Source organism: uncultured Williamsia sp., assembly GCF_947494875.1.
Lineage (GTDB): Bacteria > Actinomycetota > Actinomycetes > Mycobacteriales > Mycobacteriaceae > Williamsia_A.
The window spans coordinates 525,990-545,599 of sequence record NZ_CANLWM010000001.1 but is presented as its reverse complement, the minus strand read 5'-3'; the positions used below and the strand labels follow the sequence as shown (position 1 = coordinate 545,599).

Below are 19,610 nucleotides of genomic sequence, written 5' to 3'. Positions count from 1 at the left end.
AGCGGACGGTCTGTCCGCTTCTCACAGGAGGGTACCGCCATGGATCGACTCGAGAACCTCGTCGTCGCGATCACCGGAGCCGGGAGCGGGATCGGTGAGGCCACGGCGCTGCGGCTGGCGACGGCCGGGGCGACGATCGTCCTCGGCGGCCGACGTATCGACAGGCTGGACGCGGTCGCCGACCGGATCCGGGCCGCCGGAGGACGCGCCCTCACCGCCCGGCTCGACGTGACCTCCCGCGACGAGATGCACGCATTCGTCGGGAGCGCGGTCGAGCAGTTCGGCCGGTTGGACGTCCTCGTGGCCAGCGCGGGTGTCGGGCCGATCTCGCGTCTCGACGCACGACGCGTCGACGACTGGGACGCGATGATCGACATCAACGTGCGCGGGGTGCTCCACGGCATCGACGCCGCGCTGCCGGTGTTCCGCGAGCAAGGCCGCGGCCACTTCGTCACGATCGCCTGGACGGCAGGGCTGAAGATCACCCCCACCATGGGCGTCTACGCGGCGACCAAGAACGCGGTCCGCACAGTGCTCGAGACGCTCCGCCAGGAGTCGACGGACGGGACGATCAAGACGACGACCATCTCGCCGGGCTTCGTCCGTACGGAGTTCGCGTCGTCGGTCACCGACCCCGAGATCCGCGCCGAGATCGAGCACGGGATGGACGCCGCAGGGCTCGACCCCGACGCGGTGGCACGGGCGGTCGAGTTCGCAGTGGACCAGCCCTGGGACGTCGAGATCGGTGATCTGACCATCCGTCCCGTCACCCAGGGCTGATCCGGTGCGCCTCAGAAGAAGTCGGAACCCTTCTTCGGCGGGTCCTCCGCGAGTGCGGAGTTCTCGTCGGGACTGAACGCCCGCGACCGCGAGAGGAAGCGGACCCCCTCGGGGGCCTCCAGGCTGAACCCCGCACCGCGCCCGGGTACGACGTCGAGGATCAGCTGGGTGTGCTTCCACAGCTCGAACTGGTCGCCGTTGATCCAGACCCGCACCGCCGGCAGCGGATCCGGCAGCTCGATCTCGCCCAGGAGGACGTCACGCTGACCCACCCGGTAGTCACCGACCGGGTAACACATCGGCGCCGATCCGTCGCAGCAGCCACCGGACTGGTGGATCATGAGCCCGCCGTGCAGCTCCGACAGTTTCGTCAGGAGCTGCACGGCGGAGTCCTGCGCCACTGCACGCGGGGGCGCCTGAGTGATCAGAAGAACCCCTTGGCGTTCTGCGCGTACCCGACGAGCAGGTTCTTCGTCTGCTGGTAGTGGTCGAGCATCATCGCGTGGTTCTCCCGGCCGATGCCCGACTGCTTGTAGCCGCCGAACGCCGCGTGCGCCGGGTAGTCGTGATACGTGTTCGTCCACACACGTCCGGCCTGGATGTCGCGGCCCGCGCGGTAGGCGCGAGCACCGTCCCGCGACCACACGCCGGCACCGAGCCCGTACAGGGTGTCGTTGGCGATCGACATCGCGTTCTCGTAGTCGGAGAACGACGTCAGCGCGAGCACCGGGCCGAAGATCTCCTCCTGGAAGATCCGCATGCTGTTGCTGCCCTCGAAGACCGTCGGCTTGATGTAGTAGCCGCCCGACAGGTCGCCGCCGAGGTCGGCGGGCTCGCCGCCGGTGAGGACCTTCGCGCCCTCCTCGCGGCCGATGTTGAGGTACGAGGTGATCTTCTCGAACTGGTCGTTCGAGGCCTGCGCGCCCATCATCGTGTCGGTGTCGAGGGGGTTGCCCTGCTTGATCTGCTCGACGCGCTTCACCGCGAGATCGACGAAGTCGGAGTAGATCGACTGCTGCACCAGCGCGCGGCTCGGGCAGGTGCAGACCTCTCCCTGGTTGAGGGCGAACATGGTGAAGCCCTCGAGCGCGCGGTCACGGAAACCGTCGTCGGCGGACATGACGTCGTCGAAGAAGATGTTCGGGCTCTTGCCGCCGAGCTCCAGCGTGACGGGGATGAGGTTCTCCGATGCGTACTGCATGATCAGCCGACCGGTGGTGGTCTCACCGGTGAAGGCGATCTTGCGGATCCGGTTGCTCGACGCGAGCGGCTTGCCCGCCTCGACACCGAAGCCGTTGACGATGTTGATGACGCCGTCGGGAAGCAGGTCCGAGATCAGGCTCATCAGGTACAGGATCGACGCGGGGGTCTGCTCGGCCGGCTTGAGCACGACGGCGTTGCCGGCGGCGAGCGCGGGCGCCAGCTTCCACACCGCCATGAGGATCGGGAAGTTCCACGGGATGATCTGCCCGACGACGCCGAGCGGCTCGTGGAAGTGGTAGGCGACGGTGTCCTCGTCGATCTGCGACAGCGACCCCTCCTGCGCGCGGATCGCACCGGCGAAGTAGCGGAAGTGGTCGATCGCGAGCGGGATGTCGGCGGCGAGCGTCTCGCGCACGGCCTTGCCGTTCTCCCACGACTCGGCGACGGCGATCTTCTCGAGGTTCTGCTCCATGCGGTCGGCGATGCGCAGCAGCACCTGTGCGCGCTCGGCGGGGGCCGTCTTGCCCCAGGCCGGTGCGGCGGCGTGCGCGGCGTCCAGCGCGAGGTCGATGTCCTCGGCGGTCGAACGGGCGACCTCGCAGAACGTCTTGCCGTTGACCGGCGACGGGTTCTCGAAGTACTGACCCTTGGTCGGCGCGATCCACTTCCCGCCGATGAAGTTCTCATAGCGCGACTCGAACGTCATGACGGCACCGTCGGTGCCCGGGTTGGCGAAAACCGGCATTGGTTGTTCTCCCTCACTGCCCTGATGGTTTGTGATGTGCGTCACCGACGCTACGCGCGCAACGTTGCAGGTCCGTTGCAGCGGCGACGACGCCCGGTCCGCGTAGGTTCGAGGGCATGAGCCAGCCACAGGTCAGCCCCGTCGACATCGGATCCCACAAAGTCGCCCGCCGGGTGACGGTGAACGCGCCCGCCGCGGAACTGTTCGCCCTCGCCGCGAACCCGCATCGTCACCACGAGCTCGACGGGTCCGGGACGGTGCGCGACTCGTCGGTGAAGGGTCCGGAGAAGCTGTCGACCGGCGACAAGTTCAGCGTCGGCATGAAGCAGTTCGGTGTGCCCTACAAGATCACCTCGACCGCAACCCAGATCGTGAACGGACAGACCGTCGAGTGGCAGCACCCGATGGGGCACAAGTGGCGCTGGGACTTCCGCGAGACGTCGCCCGGTGTCACCGAGGTGACCGAGACCTTCGACTACTCCACGTCCCGGGCGCCGAAGTTCCTCGAGATCACCGGCTACGACAAGAAGAACGGCGAGGGCATCAGCAACACGCTGGCCAAGCTCGCGCAGCGCTACAGCTGAGCGGTCAGCGCACGCGGGGCGCCGCGAGCGTGACGCCGGCGTAGTCGATGGTGCCGCCCGAGTAGCTGCGGTCGGCGAACAGTCGCCGCAGCTGTGGGCTCCCCGACGTCGACAGGCGGATCCGCGTCGGCGCCGTCGTCAACGCCATCGCACCGAGGTCGGCGAAACCCGTTCGGCCGCAGATCCCGTCGGCGTCGATCTGCTCGAGACCGGAGACGGCGGAGAGCAGCCGGGTGGTCAGCGAACCCGTCGCGAACCGCGGGACACCGATGCGTTTCTGTGTGCCCGCCGACTCGGCCGTGATCGCGACCGACCAGGGTCCGTCGGGACGCTCACCGGACACGGTGACGCTGCTGTCGGCGGCCGGGTCGCCGGAGAAGTCGGCGAGGACCTTGGGCAGCGCCCAGTTCTCCCGACCACCCCGCATGGTGGCCGCGGAGTCGACGGGCAGGAAAGGGATGTGGCCGAAGATCCCGCCGAGGCGTGCGTAGAGGATCGCGCCGCCGAGTTCGTGATAGCCGCCGACCGGTGTTTCGCTGTAGGTGACGGCGAATCCGACGCGCAGCAGTGGCCGGGTGCCACGACGGAGCGCGCGCGGGAGCAGCTCGCGGTCGTCGCCGTGCGCTCGCGTCGACCACCACACGCCGCTGCCGGCGATGCGCCACGGCGCCGGGCTGCCCTGGTCAGGCGTCTGCTGGAGCATCTCGTCGGTCGCGACGCCCTCCGGCACCGTCGAGGGCAGGTCGGTCCACCGGAATCCCCGGTGCAGGGCGCTGGTCGACATCATTGGAACAAGCTAACAGGTCTGTTCCATTGGATACAGGGTCTACAGCTGCACCCCGAGGCGGCGGTCGACCAGTGCCGCGCGACCGCGGGCACGGGCGGCCTCCACGGTGCCCGACGGGGTCCGCTGCGCCAGGGCGTGCCATGCCGTCGCGTCGTCGCGGCCGTGCACCGACGAGGTCCAGGCACGCAGCCCTGCGGGGTCGCTGCCGCCGAGTGCGAGTCCGCGCAGATCGGCGAGAACCTCTTCGAGGATCGCCACCACACCTGGTGCCCGGGAGTCGGCGGCCAGACCACCGCGTCCCAGCACAGCGACGGCACCCGCGACGTCCCCACCGCGGGCCCGGTCGACGACGTCGGCGAGATCGCACGTGATGGGGATTCCCGCGCGATACGGCCGCGACAGCACCACGTCGGATCCGAGATCACGCCGCAGACGGGAGATCTCGGCGCGAACGGTCACCGCGTCGACACCGTCCTCCGACAACGCCAGCGCCAGCTGCTCGGTCGAGAGACCCTCGCGATGCCACGCGAGCAACAGCAGGATCTCGGCGTGCCGGGGACTGAGGCGCCGGGCCGGGCCGGTCGCCGGCACCCACCGCGAGCCGTCGGCGTCGAGAACCGACACGGCCGCCGGACGCGCGGTGTCGTCGCGCGGCGACAGATCCGACAGATCGACCGCACCCATCCGGAGGTGCAGCTCGATCGCCGAGACCACCGATCGCACCGCGGACAGGGCGAAGGGCGCCGCGACCGGGTTGCCGCCGGTCACGTCGAGGACGCCGATGACGTGTCCGGTCACCGGGTCATGCACGGGGGCGGCAGCGCAGTTCCAGCCCTGGACGGGCTCGGCGAAGTGTTCGGCGCCGACGATCTGCACGCCCCGGTCCACGGCGAGGGCGACGCCGGGCGCGTTCGTCCCGACGACCTCCTCGGCCCAGACCGCGCCCTCGACGAAGTCGATCGCCGCGGCGCGGTCGCGGGCCTCGTGGTCGCCCTCGACCCACAGCAGCCGGCCGTGTTCGTCGGTGAGGGCCATGACCACACCGGTGCCCGCGATGTCATCGAGCATCAGCGATCGGACCATCGGGCGGACGGCGGTCATGGGGTGCGCAGCGCGGTAGCCGGAGAAGTCGTCGGGACCGGCGACGGACTCGACCGTGGACGTCGACGACGGGTCCACCCCACCGCGCAGCGATCGCATCCAGGACTCGCGGACCACCGATCGCACGTCGGGGGTGTCACCGTCGGCGAGCATCCGCTCGAGCGCGGTGCGCACGGAGGCGTCGTGCGGACCTGCAGTCATCGCGCACCTCCTCCGCGCTGTGTCACGCGTCGCCATCGCAACTCATTGTGCCCTAGAGCACAGTGTGCGGAGGTGGCCCGCTCAGACCGCGTTGCGGGCCACCAGACCGTCTGCGACGTCGGAGGACATGGCGCTCACGCGGCGCAGGAAGCGCGCGACGCGCGGCATGATCTCGAGCTCCCGGTGCACCGCGGCGTGGACGAGCCAGTCGGCGGCCTCGGTCGCGGTCAGCGCAGGTGCGCGTCGGTACTCGTCGGTCGGCGCGATCATGGGGGTCTTGGTGAGCGGGAAGTAGACCGTGCTCACGGTGATGCCGGTCCCGCGGAGTTCGGCGGCGATGCTGCGCCCGAACACGGAGATGGCGGCCTTCGATCCCGCGTAGGCCGAGAACTTGGGCATCGCGCCCATCGGGATGCCCCAGGTGGAGACGTTGATGAAGTGTCCGCTCCCTCGCTCTTTCATCGCAGGCAGGAACCCGAGCGTCAGCTGCACCGGACCGAAGTAGTTGATCGCCATGGTCCGCTGGTAGTCGTGCAGGCGGTCGGTCGAGTCGAGCACGTCGCGGCGGATGGATCGGCCGGCGTTGTTGACCACCACGTCGGGGCAGCCGTACTCGGCCAGCACGTGCTCGATGAGCCGCGCGGCGTCGTCGGTGTCGGCGAGGTCGGCCGGGCAGGAGAAGGCGCTGCCCCCGTCGGCCCGGATCCGCGCGACCACCTCGTCGAGTTCCTCGACCCGTCGCGCGACGAGAAGCACTGTGGCACCGCGACGGGCGAACTTCTCCGCAGCCTCGGCACCGATGCCCGACGACGAACCGGTGACGAGGATCGTCGCGCCCCGCAGTCGGTGCGACGGGGACCCGGTGGGCAGGGCCGAGACGAGGTCACTCGGTGTGCGGGGACGCTGCATCGCGGTGCGCACGACGCCCCTCGCGAAGGAGGTCACAGGGTTGCTCATGCGAGAACGGTAGAGCACCGGCTGACACGCCCTCGTGTCCGACCGTGACCGGGCAGAATGTGCCGATGACCACGCTTCTCAACATCATCTGGCTGGTGCTGGCCGGCCTGTGGATGGCCATCGGCTACTTCTTCGCGGGCATCGTCTGCTGCATCCTGATCATCACGATCCCGTTCGGCATCGCGGCGTTCCGCATCGGCGCCTACGCACTGTGGCCGTTCGGGCGCTCCGTCGTCCGCGACCCGGGCGCCGGCGTCGCCTCGGCGATCGGGAACGTGATCTGGTTGATCGTGGCGGGCATCTGGCTCGCGATCGGCCACATCGTGACCGGAGCCCTGCTCTGCCTCACGATCATCGGCATCCCCCTGGGCATCGCCAACTTCAAGTTGGTCCCCGTCTCGCTGCTCCCGTTGGGTGCGCGGATCGTCGACGCCCGGATGGTGGACGGGGGTGCGTACGTGGCGGTGCCGCCACCCCCTCGCTAGCATTTAGACATGCAAACGAACCAGCGTTCCGACGGTGACCAGTGGACCATCACCTCCAGCGTCGGGCGGACCGCGCTGCTGGTGGCGCTGGGTCGGGCGCTGGAGACCAGACGCGACGACGCCCTGATCGACGACCCCTTCGCCGAGTCGCTGGTGCTCGCCGCGGGTGACGCCGACCTCACCCCCGACGTGGTCGAGGAGCGGGCACAGGACGACCCCGAGATGACGCGGTCGCTGGAGTTCCTCACCGACATGATGGCCGCCCGGACCCTGCGCATCGACGACGAGATCCGAGCCGCCAACGCCCACAATTGCCGACAACTCGTCCTGTTGGCGAGCGGCCTCGACGCCCGTGCCGCGCGTATCCCCTGGGCGCCGGGGACCACCGTCTTCGAGGTCGACCAGCCCGCCGTCATCGGCTTCAAGGACGAGGTCCTCGACGAGGTCGGCGCTTCCCCGTCGGCGACGCGGGTGTCGGTCGCCTGCGACCTGCGTGACGACTGGCTGACGGCGCTGCGTACCGCGGGCTTCGCCGACGACGTCCCCACCTTCTGGCTCGCCGAGGGCCTGCTCCCCTATCTCCGGCCGGCCGACCAGGAGCGACTGTTGGCCACCATCACGTCCGTCGCGCCCACCGGTAGCGTCCTGATGCTCGACACCACGAGCGGTCCGATCGATCCGGCCGACTGGGACATCGACGCATCCGGTTTCGGCGTCACCGTCGAAGACCTGTTCCTCGACACCGGCGAGTTCGACGCGAGGGCCTGGCTGAACGACCACGGATGGTCGGCGTCGTCGGAGCCCGTGGTGTCGGTGCTCGGCGAGAACGGTCGCGGGAACGGGATCACCTCGGACGAGCGCTACTCGGCGATGATCGGGAAGGTCCAGATCGTCACCGCCCGCCGGAGCTGATCGCTGCTCACCCGTCGTTCACCCGCGGTTGACCCGCCGGCCACACCGCCCCGGTAATCATTACGCATGCTCACGAAGAAGCGTTTCTCCGCGGTCGCCGCCGCCGTGTTCGCCACGGGTGCGCTGACCCTCGCCACGCCCGCCACTGCCGACGCCGCCATCTCGTCCTGCTACCTGTCGTCGCTGCCGTCGCAGGCGACCGACACCGTGGACCTGATCCACGACGGTGGCCCGTTCCCCTACCCGAACAACGACGGCGTCGTGTTCTCCAACCGCGAGGGCGTACTCCCGTCGGCGTCGTCGGGCTACTACCACGAGTACACGGTGATCACCCCGGGCTCGAGCACGCGCGGTGCCCGCAGGATCGTCACCGGAGGAACGCCGCTCACCAGCCCGCCGCACTACTACTACACCGGCGACCACTACGGCTCGTTCTGCGAGATCCGCGACGCGAACTACTGATCCGGGACACTCGATCCCGTGATCCGCTATCGCATCGACGGCTCGGCCATCTCCTCGACGCAGGACTTCTACGACGAGATCGGCCGGGCCGTCAACGGTCCGGGTGGCTACTTCGGAGCGAACCTCGACGCCCTCGCCGACTGCCTCCGTGGAGGTTTCGGCACGCCGGCCGACGAGGGCTTCGAGTTCGAGTGGACCGACGCCGACCGCGCCCGTGACCGGCTCGACCGGTTCGACGACATCGTCGCGGTGTTCGCCGACGAGGGCGTGCCCCTTCACCTGCGTTAGAGGCGCATCGCCCGGACCGTGTCGACGGTGTCCGCCTCGGCGGGGGTCTTGTCGGGGCGGTAGCGCAGGACCCGCGCGAACCGCAGCGCCACACCCCCGGGATAGCGCGACGACGTCTGCGCACCGTCGAGTTCGATCTCGACGACGATCTCCGGCCGCAGGTACACCGTGTGGGCGTCTCGGTGCGTCTCGTACTTGGGGAGCTCCTCGGTCTGCCACCGCAACAACTCGTCGGTCAGTCCCTTGAACGTCTTGCCCACCATGATCGGCGGGCCTCCGTCGGGGTCACGCGCACCGAGGTGCAGGTTCGACAACCAGCCCGACCGGCGACCGCTCCCCCATTCCACACCGATGACGACGAGGTCGAGGGTGTGCTCGGGTTTGATCTTCTGCCAGCTCTTCCCACGACGGCCGGCGCTGTACGGCGAGGCCAGGTCCTTCACCATCGCGCCCTCGTGCCCGGCGGCGAGCGCGGAGTCGAGGTGGGCGGCGGCCTCGTCGGGCGTCGGCCGGACCACCGAGGGGATCCGGTGCGGCCCGGCGACCCGCTCGAGGGCTGCGAGTCGTCCCTCCAGCGGCGCGTCGAGGAGGTCGACGCCGTCGAGGTGGAGGCAGTCGAAGAACCACGGCGACAACAGGAGATCGCCCTCCGCGGAGCCGAACCGACTCATCGTCTCCTGGAACGGGCGGGGTCGGCCGGAGTCGGCGAGCGCCAGGGTCTCCCCGTCGAGGACCACCGACTCACACGGCAACCCGCGGACGAGCTCGACGAGTTCGGGCACCGACGCGGTGATGTCGCGCAGTGTGCGTGTCACGATGACGACCTCGTCGCCGGAGCGGTGCACCTGGATGCGCGCCCCGTCGAGCTTGTACTCGACGACGACGTCCGGCCCCAGCGAGTCCAACGCCTCGTCCATGGTCGCACCGGGCGAGGCGAGCATCGGCCGGATCGGTCGCCCGACGACGAGGCCGATGGCGCGCAGCGTCGCCTCGCCGCCGGAGATCGCGTCAGCCGCCGTCCGCGCCAGATCTCCCGAGAGCATCACCGCGCGCCTCACCACGGGGGCGTCCACTCCCGACGCCGCCGCGATCGCCTCGGTCATCACCCCTTCGAGCGCACCCTGTCGCAGCTCGCCGGTGATGAGACGGATCAGGAACTGCTGCTCGGTCTCGGTCGCCGCACCCAGGAGCGCGGCGAGGGCGTTCTTGCGTCGCTGCGCCGAGCCCGGCCCGGCGATGGTCGTCAGGTCGGTGAGCGCCCGGTCGACATCGGTGACGGTGAGCGTGGACTCGTCGGCCGGGGCGGGTCGCGCCGCCGACAACGTCCGCCACCCGATGCCGATCCGGCCCTGGCGGGGTTCACCGGCCAGCCAGGCGACCGTGGCGAGCACCTCGTCCGACGACGCCGCCGACAGCACCGCCGAGAGTTCGGCCGTCTTGGCCTTGCGGGAGCGCGTCGCCGCGACCCGCTCGGAGGCGTCCACGACTGTCGCGAGCAACGTCACCGGCGCACCCGCACCCCGTTGCCGCCGGACCGCTTCTGTTCGTACATCACCTTGTCCGCCTGTCGGTGGGCCGCGCGGGCGGCGTCCCGCGGGGTGGTGCCGGTGTCGTGTGCGACGAAGGTGACCCCGACGCTCAAGGTCACGGTCGGAGCCTGCGGCCCACCCGACAGCCGGGTCGGGATCTCCTGGACCCGGTCGCAGAGCACGTCGACGCTCGGATGGACCAACGCGATGGTGAACTCCTCGCCGCCACTGCGGGCGACGACACCGAGATCGCCGATGTGGTCGGTCAACTCGCTCGCGACGTGCTGCAGCACCTCGTCGCCGATGTCGTGGCCGTGCATGTCGTTGACGGATTTGAACCCGTCGATGTCGGCGACCGCGACGGCCACCGACTCTCCCGTCCGCGCGGACCGCGCGACCATCGGGACCATCGCACTCCACATGCCGCGGAGGTTGCGGATCCCGGTCAGCGGGTCCGTCGACGCGAGCACAGCGCGCTCACGCATGGTGCGCCAGGCGAGTTCGACCGTCAGGATCGGCCCGACGACCGCGGCGAGGACGACGTCCGCGCGCACGATGACGTAGACGACTCCCGCCCCGTCGGCGACGGCCGCGCCCGCGAACGCAACCGTGACGGCCGCAGCGAAAACGGTGTGCGCGACGAGCCATCGCCGCGGGAGGAAGAACACGGCCATCAGCCCCACGACGCCGAACAACGCACACCCGATCACGGAGTCGGCCTGGGGCTCGATGGACGTGAGGACCACAGACGTCCCGAGGTCGGCGAAGACGATGAACGCGCGGATGCCGCGTGGCGTGAGGAACCACCGGCTGACGACCCACACCACGGCGGTGACGAGCGATGCCGTCCCGAACGCGACGACGATGACGTCCAGCCACAGCGGGCTGTCGGTGTAGAGCCGGGTCAGGTAGGCCAGCAGGGCGAAGTTCGCCGCGGCCGCACCGATCGTGTACCGCGAGATCGCCTCGATGCGCGAGCGGTGGCGAGGTGTCGACTGCGCGGGACGTGCACCTCGCATCGCTCACTCACCCTGTGTCGGAACTCCTGTGGCGTACGACACTAGTGCAGGGTCGCTACAGCTTCTCCAGCGAACGCGTCATCGACGAGACCGTCTCGCCCGCGATGCGCTGGAACAACACCCAGAAGATCGGCGCACCCAACCGCCAGATGCCCTTCGGACGGATCGTCGCGGTGTAGGTGATCTCGCTGCGGCCGTCGCCGAGATCGCGGACCGCGATGTCGTCGGCGGTGTCGGTCGACGAGTTCGCGCCCTCGAAGCGCACGTGGTCCGGGTCGTCGCGGACCAGGGTGTAGTCCAGTTCCGGCTTCGCGCCCCCGAACGACGACGTGTTGTGCCACACCGTGCCCACGCCGACGGGTCCGTCGCCGGTCTGCACGTTGCTCACGCTGCCGGGATCCCATTCGGTGGCATTGGCGAAGTCGCGCAGGTACGCGACCGCCGCCGGCTGCGCGACCCGCGCGGTGAACGTCCGCGTCACCTGGACCATCTGCGTCTCCTCCTGCCGGTGGCCACCCGCACGGGCAGCCCGCCTTCGAGGTTAGGGCCGGTCAGTGGGCGAAGCCGGAGACGCTCCGGTCGCTGGCGGGGACGAAGTCGGTGAGACGCGACGGCTCGTCGATCACGGAGTAGTGCGAGGCGTCCCCCGAGATGACCGTCGACCTGCGGCCGTCGACCCCGACCGGGACGTCGCCGGCGAGAGTAACGCGGTTCACCCGACGGTAGGCACCCCCGAAATCGGCGACGCCGTAGTGCTGCGTCGAGCGGTTGTCCCAGATCGCGATGTCGCCCGGCGACCACGCCCACCGCACCGTGTTGTCGGGGCGCTCGATGCGTGCCTGCAGGAGTCGCAGGATGTCCGCCGTTTCCGAGGTCTTCAGCCCGACGAAGGAGTCGACGAAGTGGCCGAGGGTCAGCGCCCGCTCGCCGGTCTCGGGGTGGACACGCACCACGGGGTGCTCGGTCCGGAAGACCGTGCGCACGAACTCCTCCCGGTAGGCCGGGTCGCTGGAGTCCCCGACCGTGAGGTGCTCGGCGTAGTCGTAGTCGTTGGTGTGCACGGCGCGCAGCGCATCGGCGAGGACCCGCAACGGCTGGGGAAGCGCGGCGTACGCGGCGACCGTCGACGCCCACATCGTGGCGCCGCCGTACTCGGGCTGGACCACCGCCCGCAGCACCGACATCTTCGGGACGCGGTCGACGAACGTGACGTCGGTGTGCCACGAGTTCGCGGCCCCCTCCAGCGGCAGCAGATCCTCGCCTCGCGAGAGGACGGTCGGATGCGCCTTGGTCGGGATGCCGAGCCGCGAGGCGAACGAGTACTGCCCGTCGTCGTCGATGTGATGCTGCCCGGTGACGACGACGACCTTGTGCGTCAACACGGCCCGACGGATGTCGGCGACGGTGGTGTCGTCGAGGTCCTCCGACAAGTGCAGTCCGTCGATCCGCGCACCGAGGTGGTGGCCGATCTTCGTCAGCGTCACGCGGGGGTCGGCGAAGGCGGCGTGCGGGATCGCGATGGTGCTCGTGGGTTCCAGAATCGCCGTCATACCAGCATGTATGCCCTGATTTCGTTCATGGCGGAAGGCTTGCGGTCATACTGAGCCGAACTGCGATGGCCGTCGAGACCACGGCGCGCTGGTCGCACGGGCCACATTCACCAGTGAGGAGGGCCCGTGGACAACGTCTGGAACTACTTCACCGACCACCGGCGCCAGCTGCTGTTCGACAGCTATCAGCACGTCAGTGCCGTGGTGCAGAGCGTCATCCTCGCCACGATCATCGCCGTGGCGATCGGGGTGCTCACCTACCGGAACGCGACCGCGTCGTCGCTCGCGAACTCGCTCTCGTCGGCGATCCTCACGATCCCGTCGTTCGCGCTGCTCGGCCTGCTGATCCCGATCTTCCACCTCGGTGTGACGCCCAGCGTCATCGCGCTGGTCCTCTACTCGCTGCTGCCGATCATCCGGAACACGATCGTCGGACTCACCGCGGTCGACCCCGCTCTGGTCGACGCCGCGCGGGGGACCGGCATGTCACGGATCCAGACGCTGTGGCGCGTGGAGATGCGACTCGCCTGGCCGTCGGTGCTGTCCGGCATGCGCGTCAGCTCGCAGATGGCCATGGGCATCCTTGCCATCGCCGCCTACGCCAAGGGCCCCGGCCTGGGCAACCTCATCTTCTCGGGACTCGCCCGTATCGGCAGCCCCACCGCCATCCCGATGGCACTCACCGGCACCATCCTCATCGTGGTGCTGGCGCTCGTACTGGACGCGATCTACCAGGTGATCGGCCGTCTCACCACGTCGAAGGGACTCGCAGCATGACCGGTGTGCAGGAGAGGTCGGCCGTGACCTCGTCGTCGGAGTCGACCGGGGTCGAGATCGTCCTCGACCACGTCAGCAAGCGCTACGCCGGCCAGCCGAAAGCCGCCGTCGAGGACGTCTCGATGACGATCGACGCGGGCGAGATCGTCGTCTTCGTCGGTCCGTCGGGGTGCGGCAAGACGACCACCATGCGCATGATCAACCGCCTCATCGAGCCGACATCGGGCTCGATCATGATCGGTGGCCGCGACGCGCTGTCGATCCCGGCGAACGAGCTGCGCCGCTCCATCGGCTACTCGATCCAGCAGGCAGGGCTGTTCCCGCACATGACCATCGAGCAGAACGTGGCGATGGTGCCCGGACTGCTGAAGTGGGACAAGAAGAGGATCTCCGCCCGCGTCGAGGAGATGCTGTCGCTCGTCGGTCTCGACCCGGCCCTCTACGCGCGCCGGTTCCCCCGCCAGCTCTCCGGCGGTCAGCAGCAGCGCGTCGGCGTCGCCCGCGCTCTCGCCGCCGACCCGCCCGTCCTGCTCATGGACGAGCCGTTCGGCGCCGTCGACCCCATCACCCGGGCGTCGCTGCAGGACGAGCTGATCCGCCTGCACGCCGAGATCGGCACCACGATCGTCTTCGTCACCCACGACTTCGCCGAGGCCGTCAAGCTGGGCGACCGCATCGCCGTCCTCGGTGACCAGTCGTCCATCCAGCAGTACGACACCCCCGAGGCGATCCTCGCCAACCCGGCCACCGAGATGGTCGAGGGCTTCGTCGGCAAGGGTGCACTGCTGCAGCAGCTCGGCCTCAAGCGTGTCCGCGACGTGCAGCTCGAGCTGCGGCCGTCGGCGCACGAGAACGACCCGGTCGACCAACTCGCCCGCGCGATCGACGCCTCCGACGACGACTGGGGAGTCATCGTCGACGACCGCGACCGGCCGGTCCGGTGGGTACGCGACCACCACCTGCGGACCGCGTCGAATCTGCGCGACGCCGGTGTCCCCGCCGACCTGGTGTCGATGTCCTCGACGCTGCAGCAGGCGCTCGAGGCAATCCTGTCGACCGGCTGCGTCTCGGCGATCGTCACCGGCCGCAACGGTCGCTACGAAGGCGTCGTCGTGATCGAGACGTTGATGTCGGCCATCCGCGACCTGCGCGGCGCCACGGCGGGCGAGGCGGTATGACGGCGACCACGACGGCGGTCCAGGCCGCCGAGGTCGAGACCGAAGGCCGTGTCCGCCTGCTGATCCAACCACTGGTGGTGCTGGCGGTGGCCGCCGCCGTGATCGCCTGGGCGTTCACCCAGAGCCTCACCGCCACCCAGAAGGAGACGATCAACCCGTCGAACCTGGCGACCCTCGTCTGGCAGCACCTCCTCATCAGCATCGTCGTCGCCGCGATCGTCGTGGCGATCGCGGTGCCCCTGGGAACCCTGCTCAGTCGTCCTGGCATCGTGCGGTTCTCGCCGATCGCCGTCGCCATCGCGAACATCGGTCAGGCGACACCGGCCATCGGCCTGCTGGTGCTGCTGTTCCTCTGGACCGCGACCACAGGGTTCTGGATCGGCGTGATCCCGGTCGCCATCTACTCGCTGCTCCCGGTGTTGGCCAACACCCTGCTCGGATACGCCAGCGTCGACCGCGCGATCATCGACGCCGGTCGGGGACAGGGCATGTCGAAGCCGGCCATCCTCTGGCGGATCGAGTTCCCCCTGGCCATCCCGTACATCCTCGCCGGCCTGCGCACATCGCTGGTGCTCGCCGTCGGCACCGCCACGCTGAGCTTCCTCGTCGACGCCGGCGGCCTCGGGATCCTCATCGACACCGGCTACAAGCTGCGTGACAACGTCGCCCTCATCCTCGGCGCCGTTCTCGCCGCATGTCTCGCGCTCCTCGTCGACTGGGCGGGCGCACTTGCCGAACGCTGGCTCGGGCCGAAGGGATTGAGGCTGTGAGCGTCTCCACTCTCTCGCGCCATGCGAGAACCGCTGTGCTGCTGTCGCTCTCGGGACTGATGATCGCGGTCACCGCCGCCTGCGGGCTCGCGTCGGGCAGCACGCCCCCGTTCACCGTGCAGCCGGGATCGATCAAGCCGGTCGCCGCGCTCAAGGACGTGAAGGTGACGGTGGGCTCGAAGGAGTTCACCGAGCAGGTGATCCTCGGCTACATCATCGAATTCGCACTGATGGCCGCCGGCGCGGACGTGCGGGACCTCACCAGCATCGTCGGGTCGCGATCGACACGAGACTCCGAGATCGAGGGTCAGGTCGACATCACCTACGAGTACACCGGCACCGGGTGGATCAACTACCTGGGCAACGAGAAGCCGATCCCCGACGAGCGCAAGCAGTTCGAGGCCGTCCGCGACGAGGACCTGAAGAAGAACGGTCTGGTCTGGACCGCCCCGGCGCCGATGAACAACACCTACGCGCTGGCCGCCAACAAGGCGACCGTGCAAAAGACCGGCGTGAAGACGCTCAGCGACTACGCCGCCCTCGTCAACCGTGACCCGGGTGCGGCGCGCACCTGTCTCGAGACCGAGTTCCGTTCTCGCCAGGACGGTTTCCCCGGCATGGCCGCGGCGTACGGGTTCCCCGTGACGAAGGCGCAGGTGTCGATCCTGCAGACCGGCATCATCTACTCGGCGACCGCGAACGGCGGGCAGTGTGCCTTCGGCGAGGTGTTCACCACCGACGGTCGGATCCAGGCTCTGGACCTCCAGGTCCTCACCGACGACAAGAAGTTCTTCCCGAACTACAACGCCGCGATCGTGATGCGCAAGCAGTTCGCGCTCGACCACCCCGACATCGCGAAGGTGATGGCGCCGGTGTCGGACAAGTTGACGAACACCGCGATCACGTCGATGAACCGTCAGGTCGACGTGGACGGCAAGGAGCCGGCGACGGTGGCGCGGGACTGGATGATCTCGAACGGCTTCGTCACGCCCTGAGACAGACGAGCAGCACCCCGGGCCGATTCCGGTCCGGGGTGGTCTGCTCAGCGGACGGTGACGGGCTCCGGAGAGACGACGCCGTCGGTGTCGACGGTGACTATGTGCCCGGAGCGGTCGAGACCGTCGGTCGCGACGACGATCTCGCCGCCGGGACGAACGGTGATGCGGACGACGTGACCGGTGGAGGCCAGCATCTCGATCGCGGTCCCGTCCTCCGAGCGGGTCTCGACACACATGCCCTTGCCGTCCGGGAGCCCGACGACCGCGTTCACCACCGGGGCCCCACCCTGTTCGCTCACGTCGCTCTCCGTCGTCGTCTCTACACCGTCGTCAGGGACGAGCACTCGAGCGAGACCCCCGAAACGCCTCCGTGCTGTGTTCGTTATTCGCAAGCGATCATAGCGGCTGTTGAAGAACGTGAGGAGTCGTTCGACTGAACGACGAGAAATTCCTGTTCTTCGATTGTTCGACGATGGAATTCAGGCCGATGCCACGAATCCCATTATCGAATTCGCGATCAGCTGGACGGCGATCGCGGCGAGCAGCAGACCGGCGATCTTCGCCAGGAGCGTCACCCCACCGATGCCGAGGATGCGGATGAGGACGGTGGAGAAGCGGAGCACCGTCGCGAGGATGAGATGCACCGTGACGATGGCCGCCGCGATGGCGAGGTAGGTGCCGGCCTTGTCGTCGGCCTGGGAGACCGACACGATCACCGCGGCGATCGCGCCCGGACCGGCGAGCAGCGGTGTCCCCAGCGGGACGAGCGCGACGTTCACCCCGTCGGCGGCTCGGGGATTCGACGCGTTGCCCAATCCGGTCAGCAGCTGCAACGCCACGAGGAGAAGAAGAAGCCCTCCCGCGCCCTGGAGCGCCGGCACACCGATGTGCAGGTAGGCGAGGATGAACTTGCCGCCGATCGCGAACGTCGAGATGACGAGCAGGCTGACAGCCGGCGCCTGGAACGCCGCGCGGTTCCGTGCTGCGGGGGTCTGGTGCCCGACGAGGCTCAGGAAGATCGGTATCTGGCCCGGCGGGTCCATGATGACCACGAGCGTGATGAGCACTGTCGTGTACTCGGTGACATCGAAACCCACGCGGAGAGTGTGCCCGCTCGCTCACCGCGACTGCTTGTCGGACTCGGCTGTCAACCCCGGAGGATGAATTCCTGGACTGAAATGTCGCCGTGGTTGTTCGCCATGGCTGCGGTGTACCTGTTCGTGAAAGGGGCCGCAACGACTGTGGGCCACCGCTCGGAGCGGTGGAATGTTCGATTGGGTGCCGCGGCGGACTTCGCCGCCGGAACGACATCACTCATCGCCTTTGCCGTCTGGCTCCACGGATTCGCGAATCCGTGGGCATGGCTGGCAACGGCCGTCAGCGTTCCGCTGTTGGCACTAGCAGGAATCCTGATGATCGCAACCATCGCGCGGCCGCGCAGCGTCTGTGAGTCCTGCGCTGGTGTGGGTGGGCGAAGGGGGACTTGAACCCCCACGTCCCGAAGGACACTGGCACCTGAAGCCAGCGCGTCTGCCATTCCGCCACTCGCCCGTGACTAGCCCGGGCGAGGCCCGAACCGGCATGCCCGTCTGGGTGACGGACGCCGACGACGATAACACGCTGCGTCGCAGCCGGATAAATCGTGCGATCGCGATAGCGGGCCCCAGCCCGCGCGATCCGGTGTGACACACGGGACTGTTGATGACACGATGGCACGATTGGCCTGCTCGATCGCTATCATCAAACGGCGCGGAATGCACGGTGACACGCTGACGACGTGGAGGGAGGTGTCCCGACATGGGGATTCTGCAGCGCATCGAACGAAAGCTCGAGGGCGCGGTCGACGACGGCTTCGCCCGGGTGTTCGGCGGCAAGGTCGCCCCGCAGGAGGTCGAGAACGCCCTCCAGCGCGAGGCCGAGGACTCCGTCGAGGACCTCGGTGACGGAGGGGCACTCGCCCCGAACTCCTACACGGTGGTGGTCAGCCCCACCGATCACGCGGAGCTCTCGTCCGAGTACGAGTTGAACCGCAAGACGTTCTCGCGTCACCTCGAACACTTCATCCGGGACAACGGATGGCAGACCTACGGCGACGTCGTCGTCGAGTTCGACCAGTCCACCTCGCTGCACACCGGCCAGTTCCGGGCGCGCGGCCGGGTCGACCCCGACGCCGCACCCCGTCCTGTCCCCGGGTCGACAGACCGGCCCGCCGGACCGTCACCGGCCCCCGTCCCGCCCGTGAACCCCCACGCCCAGCCCAGACCAGGAGTGTTTCCCATGACGCAGAACCCAGGACACGACTCGCGACGCGGATACGACGACCGCGAGTACGACCGGGGCTCCTACGAGCAGGGCGAACCGTCCGGGCACGATCAGCCGGCGTGGGATCAGGCGGGCCAGTCCGCCGGATACGGCGCCTACGGTCAGGGCAGCTACGGCACCGGTGGATACGACCAGCGCGGGTACGACCAGCCGCAGGGCGACGCCGGGCACGCATACGGCGCCGAGGCGCACGATCCCCGCGGCTACGACCAGCCGCAGGGCGACGGCGGATACGGGCAGGGCTACGCCGATCGCGGCTACCGCGACAGCGGCTACCAGCAGGGCGGCTGGGATCAGCGCGGCGGCCACGAGCAGGGCACCTACGGCCAGAGCGGCGGCTACCAGCAGGGCGGTTACGGCCAGGCCGGCGGGTACGACCAGCAGGGGTACGACCAGGGCGGCGCCGGCTACGAGGGCGACCGCGGATACCAGCAGGGCGACGCCGGGTACTACTCGGACGCGGACTACCGCGACGCCGGCTACCAGCAGGGCGGTTACGACCAGGGCGGCTACGCTCCCCGCAGCGGCGGCGCCTACCAGGGTGGGTACGACCGCGGCGCCTACGACCAGGGTGCCTATCAGCCCGCCGGGTACGAGCAGGGCTACGGCCAGGCGACGGCGGCGCCGACCTACGCCCCGACCGGCGTGACGCTGGTCCTCGAGGACGGCTCGAACCGCACGTTCTCGCTGCGGGACGGGTCGAACGTCATCGGTCGCGGCCAGGACGCGCAGTTCCGCCTTCCGGACACCGGCGTCTCCCGTCGGCACGTCGAGATCCGCTGGGACGGTCGCACCGCGCTCCTGCACGACCTGAACTCCACCAACGGCACCACCGTCAACGACGTGGCCGTGAGCAGCTGGGAACTCGCCGACGGCGATCGCATCCGGCTGGGCCATTCGGACATCACGGTCCGCTTCCAGTGACCCGTCGTGCCCGGACGTGATGCGTCCGAGCACGAGCG

General features: G+C 69.0%; 22 protein-coding genes and 1 tRNA gene. 11 read left to right on the top strand and 12 right to left on the bottom strand.

The window, feature by feature from the left end; translation table 11 throughout:
- The first annotated feature begins 39 nt into the window (after positions 1 to 39).
- Positions 40 to 780 carry an SDR family oxidoreductase gene (locus Q1A98_RS02800; protein WP_299569696.1) on the top strand — a complete coding sequence of 247 codons (741 nt, stop codon included), beginning with the start codon at positions 40 to 42 and terminating at the stop codon, positions 778 to 780.
- Positions 781 to 791: 11 nt separating this feature from the next.
- Here the strand turns inward: Q1A98_RS02800 and Q1A98_RS02795 are convergent, their stop codons facing one another.
- Both Q1A98_RS02795 and Q1A98_RS02790 read right to left on the bottom strand, forming a co-directional pair.
- Complete coding sequence (locus Q1A98_RS02795; protein WP_299570519.1) at positions 792 to 1,208, bottom strand: DUF779 domain-containing protein; 417 nt, start codon at positions 1,206 to 1,208, stop codon at positions 792 to 794.
- A complete protein-coding gene (locus tag Q1A98_RS02790) occupies positions 1,205 to 2,728 on the bottom strand; it encodes an aldehyde dehydrogenase family protein (protein ID WP_299569694.1) in 1,524 nt (507 codons plus the stop codon). Before Q1A98_RS02790 ends, Q1A98_RS02795 begins: the two co-directional genes overlap by 4 nt.
- Before the next feature lie 116 nt (positions 2,729 to 2,844).
- Between Q1A98_RS02790 and Q1A98_RS02785 the strand changes: the two genes are divergently transcribed.
- Entirely contained in the window at positions 2,845 to 3,312 is a 468-nt protein-coding gene (locus Q1A98_RS02785) for an SRPBCC family protein (protein WP_299569692.1), read from the top strand.
- Positions 3,313 to 3,316: 4 nt separating this feature from the next.
- Here the strand turns inward: Q1A98_RS02785 and Q1A98_RS02780 are convergent, their stop codons facing one another.
- From Q1A98_RS02780 to Q1A98_RS02770, 3 genes are all read right to left on the bottom strand, one after another.
- On the bottom strand, positions 3,317 to 4,099 hold the full coding sequence (locus tag Q1A98_RS02780) for an acetoacetate decarboxylase family protein (RefSeq protein ID WP_299569690.1): 783 nt from the start codon (positions 4,097 to 4,099) through the stop codon (positions 3,317 to 3,319).
- Between the two features lie 39 nt (positions 4,100 to 4,138).
- Positions 4,139 to 5,353, bottom strand: coding sequence for a GAF domain-containing protein (locus Q1A98_RS02775; protein ID WP_299570516.1), 1,215 nt, complete (start codon positions 5,351 to 5,353; stop codon positions 4,139 to 4,141).
- Between the two features lie 129 nt (positions 5,354 to 5,482).
- Complete coding sequence (locus tag Q1A98_RS02770; RefSeq protein WP_299569688.1) at positions 5,483 to 6,358, bottom strand: SDR family NAD(P)-dependent oxidoreductase; 876 nt, start codon at positions 6,356 to 6,358, stop codon at positions 5,483 to 5,485.
- Between the two features lie 65 nt (positions 6,359 to 6,423).
- Between Q1A98_RS02770 and Q1A98_RS02765 the strand changes: the two genes are divergently transcribed.
- The 4 genes from Q1A98_RS02765 (at position 6,424) to Q1A98_RS02750 (ending at position 8,505) form a co-directional block, all read left to right on the top strand.
- Complete coding sequence (locus tag Q1A98_RS02765) at positions 6,424 to 6,843, top strand: YccF domain-containing protein (RefSeq protein WP_299569687.1); 420 nt, start codon at positions 6,424 to 6,426, stop codon at positions 6,841 to 6,843.
- A gap of 9 nt (positions 6,844 to 6,852) precedes the next feature.
- The gene (locus Q1A98_RS02760) at positions 6,853 to 7,755 is read left to right on the top strand and encodes an SAM-dependent methyltransferase (protein WP_299569686.1); all 903 of its coding nucleotides are present in this window, start codon (positions 6,853 to 6,855) and stop codon (positions 7,753 to 7,755) included.
- Positions 7,756 to 7,821: 66 nt separating this feature from the next.
- The gene (locus tag Q1A98_RS02755; RefSeq protein ID WP_299569684.1) at positions 7,822 to 8,217 is read left to right on the top strand and encodes a ribonuclease domain-containing protein; all 396 of its coding nucleotides are present in this window, start codon (positions 7,822 to 7,824) and stop codon (positions 8,215 to 8,217) included.
- 18 nt (positions 8,218 to 8,235) lie between these two features.
- A complete protein-coding gene (locus Q1A98_RS02750; protein ID WP_299569682.1) occupies positions 8,236 to 8,505 on the top strand; it encodes a barstar family protein in 270 nt (89 codons plus the stop codon).
- On the opposite strand, the gene Q1A98_RS02745 is transcribed toward Q1A98_RS02750, so the two are convergent.
- The 4 genes from Q1A98_RS02745 to Q1A98_RS02730 all read right to left on the bottom strand — a co-directional run bounded on the left by Q1A98_RS02745 (position 8,502) and on the right by Q1A98_RS02730 (position 12,603).
- Entirely contained in the window at positions 8,502 to 10,010 is a 1,509-nt protein-coding gene (locus Q1A98_RS02745) for an ATP-dependent DNA ligase (RefSeq protein WP_299569680.1), read from the bottom strand. The two genes, Q1A98_RS02750 and Q1A98_RS02745, sit on opposite strands and share 4 nt — an antisense overlap.
- Positions 10,007 to 11,053 carry a GGDEF domain-containing protein gene (locus tag Q1A98_RS02740; protein ID WP_299569678.1) on the bottom strand — a complete coding sequence of 349 codons (1,047 nt, stop codon included), beginning with the start codon at positions 11,051 to 11,053 and terminating at the stop codon, positions 10,007 to 10,009. The genes Q1A98_RS02745 and Q1A98_RS02740 overlap by 4 nt, the downstream gene beginning before the upstream one ends.
- 55 nt (positions 11,054 to 11,108) lie before the next feature.
- Positions 11,109 to 11,543 (bottom strand): SRPBCC family protein, encoded by a 435-nt coding sequence (locus Q1A98_RS02735; RefSeq protein ID WP_299569677.1) that lies wholly within the window; start codon positions 11,541 to 11,543, stop codon positions 11,109 to 11,111.
- Between the two features lie 61 nt (positions 11,544 to 11,604).
- Positions 11,605 to 12,603, bottom strand: a complete 999-nt coding sequence (locus Q1A98_RS02730) for a TauD/TfdA family dioxygenase (RefSeq protein ID WP_299569675.1) — start codon at positions 12,601 to 12,603, stop codon at positions 11,605 to 11,607.
- A gap of 126 nt (positions 12,604 to 12,729) precedes the next feature.
- Between Q1A98_RS02730 and Q1A98_RS02725 the strand changes: the two genes are divergently transcribed.
- From Q1A98_RS02725 to Q1A98_RS02710, 4 genes are read left to right on the top strand one after another with little or no spacing between them, the layout of a single operon-like run.
- Positions 12,730 to 13,380: an ABC transporter permease gene (locus tag Q1A98_RS02725; protein ID WP_299569674.1), complete on the top strand. Its 651-nt coding sequence runs from the start codon at positions 12,730 to 12,732 to the stop codon at positions 13,378 to 13,380.
- Complete coding sequence (locus Q1A98_RS02720; protein WP_299569672.1) at positions 13,377 to 14,558, top strand: ATP-binding cassette domain-containing protein; 1,182 nt, start codon at positions 13,377 to 13,379, stop codon at positions 14,556 to 14,558. The genes Q1A98_RS02725 and Q1A98_RS02720 overlap by 4 nt, the downstream gene beginning before the upstream one ends.
- Positions 14,555 to 15,328 (top strand): ABC transporter permease, encoded by a 774-nt coding sequence (locus Q1A98_RS02715; RefSeq protein ID WP_299569670.1) that lies wholly within the window; start codon positions 14,555 to 14,557, stop codon positions 15,326 to 15,328. The genes Q1A98_RS02720 and Q1A98_RS02715 overlap by 4 nt, the downstream gene beginning before the upstream one ends.
- Before the next feature lie 59 nt (positions 15,329 to 15,387).
- Complete coding sequence (locus Q1A98_RS02710) at positions 15,388 to 16,323, top strand: glycine betaine ABC transporter substrate-binding protein (RefSeq protein WP_299570513.1); 936 nt, start codon at positions 15,388 to 15,390, stop codon at positions 16,321 to 16,323.
- Between the two features lie 47 nt (positions 16,324 to 16,370).
- On the opposite strand, the gene Q1A98_RS02705 is transcribed toward Q1A98_RS02710, so the two are convergent.
- The 3 genes from Q1A98_RS02705 to Q1A98_RS02695 form a co-directional block, all read right to left on the bottom strand.
- The gene (locus tag Q1A98_RS02705) at positions 16,371 to 16,625 is read right to left on the bottom strand and encodes a hypothetical protein (RefSeq protein ID WP_299569669.1); all 255 of its coding nucleotides are present in this window, start codon (positions 16,623 to 16,625) and stop codon (positions 16,371 to 16,373) included.
- 180 nt (positions 16,626 to 16,805) lie between these two features.
- Positions 16,806 to 17,423: a MarC family protein gene (locus tag Q1A98_RS02700; protein WP_299569667.1), complete on the bottom strand. Its 618-nt coding sequence runs from the start codon at positions 17,421 to 17,423 to the stop codon at positions 16,806 to 16,808.
- A 371-nt stretch (positions 17,424 to 17,794) separates the two neighbouring features.
- Positions 17,795 to 17,877: transfer RNA gene (locus Q1A98_RS02695), tRNA-Leu, on the bottom strand.
- A 246-nt stretch (positions 17,878 to 18,123) separates the two neighbouring features.
- Between Q1A98_RS02695 and Q1A98_RS02690 the strand changes: the two genes are divergently transcribed.
- A complete protein-coding gene (locus Q1A98_RS02690) occupies positions 18,124 to 19,572 on the top strand; it encodes an FhaA domain-containing protein (RefSeq protein WP_299569666.1) in 1,449 nt (482 codons plus the stop codon).
- Positions 19,573 to 19,610 lie beyond the last annotated feature (38 nt).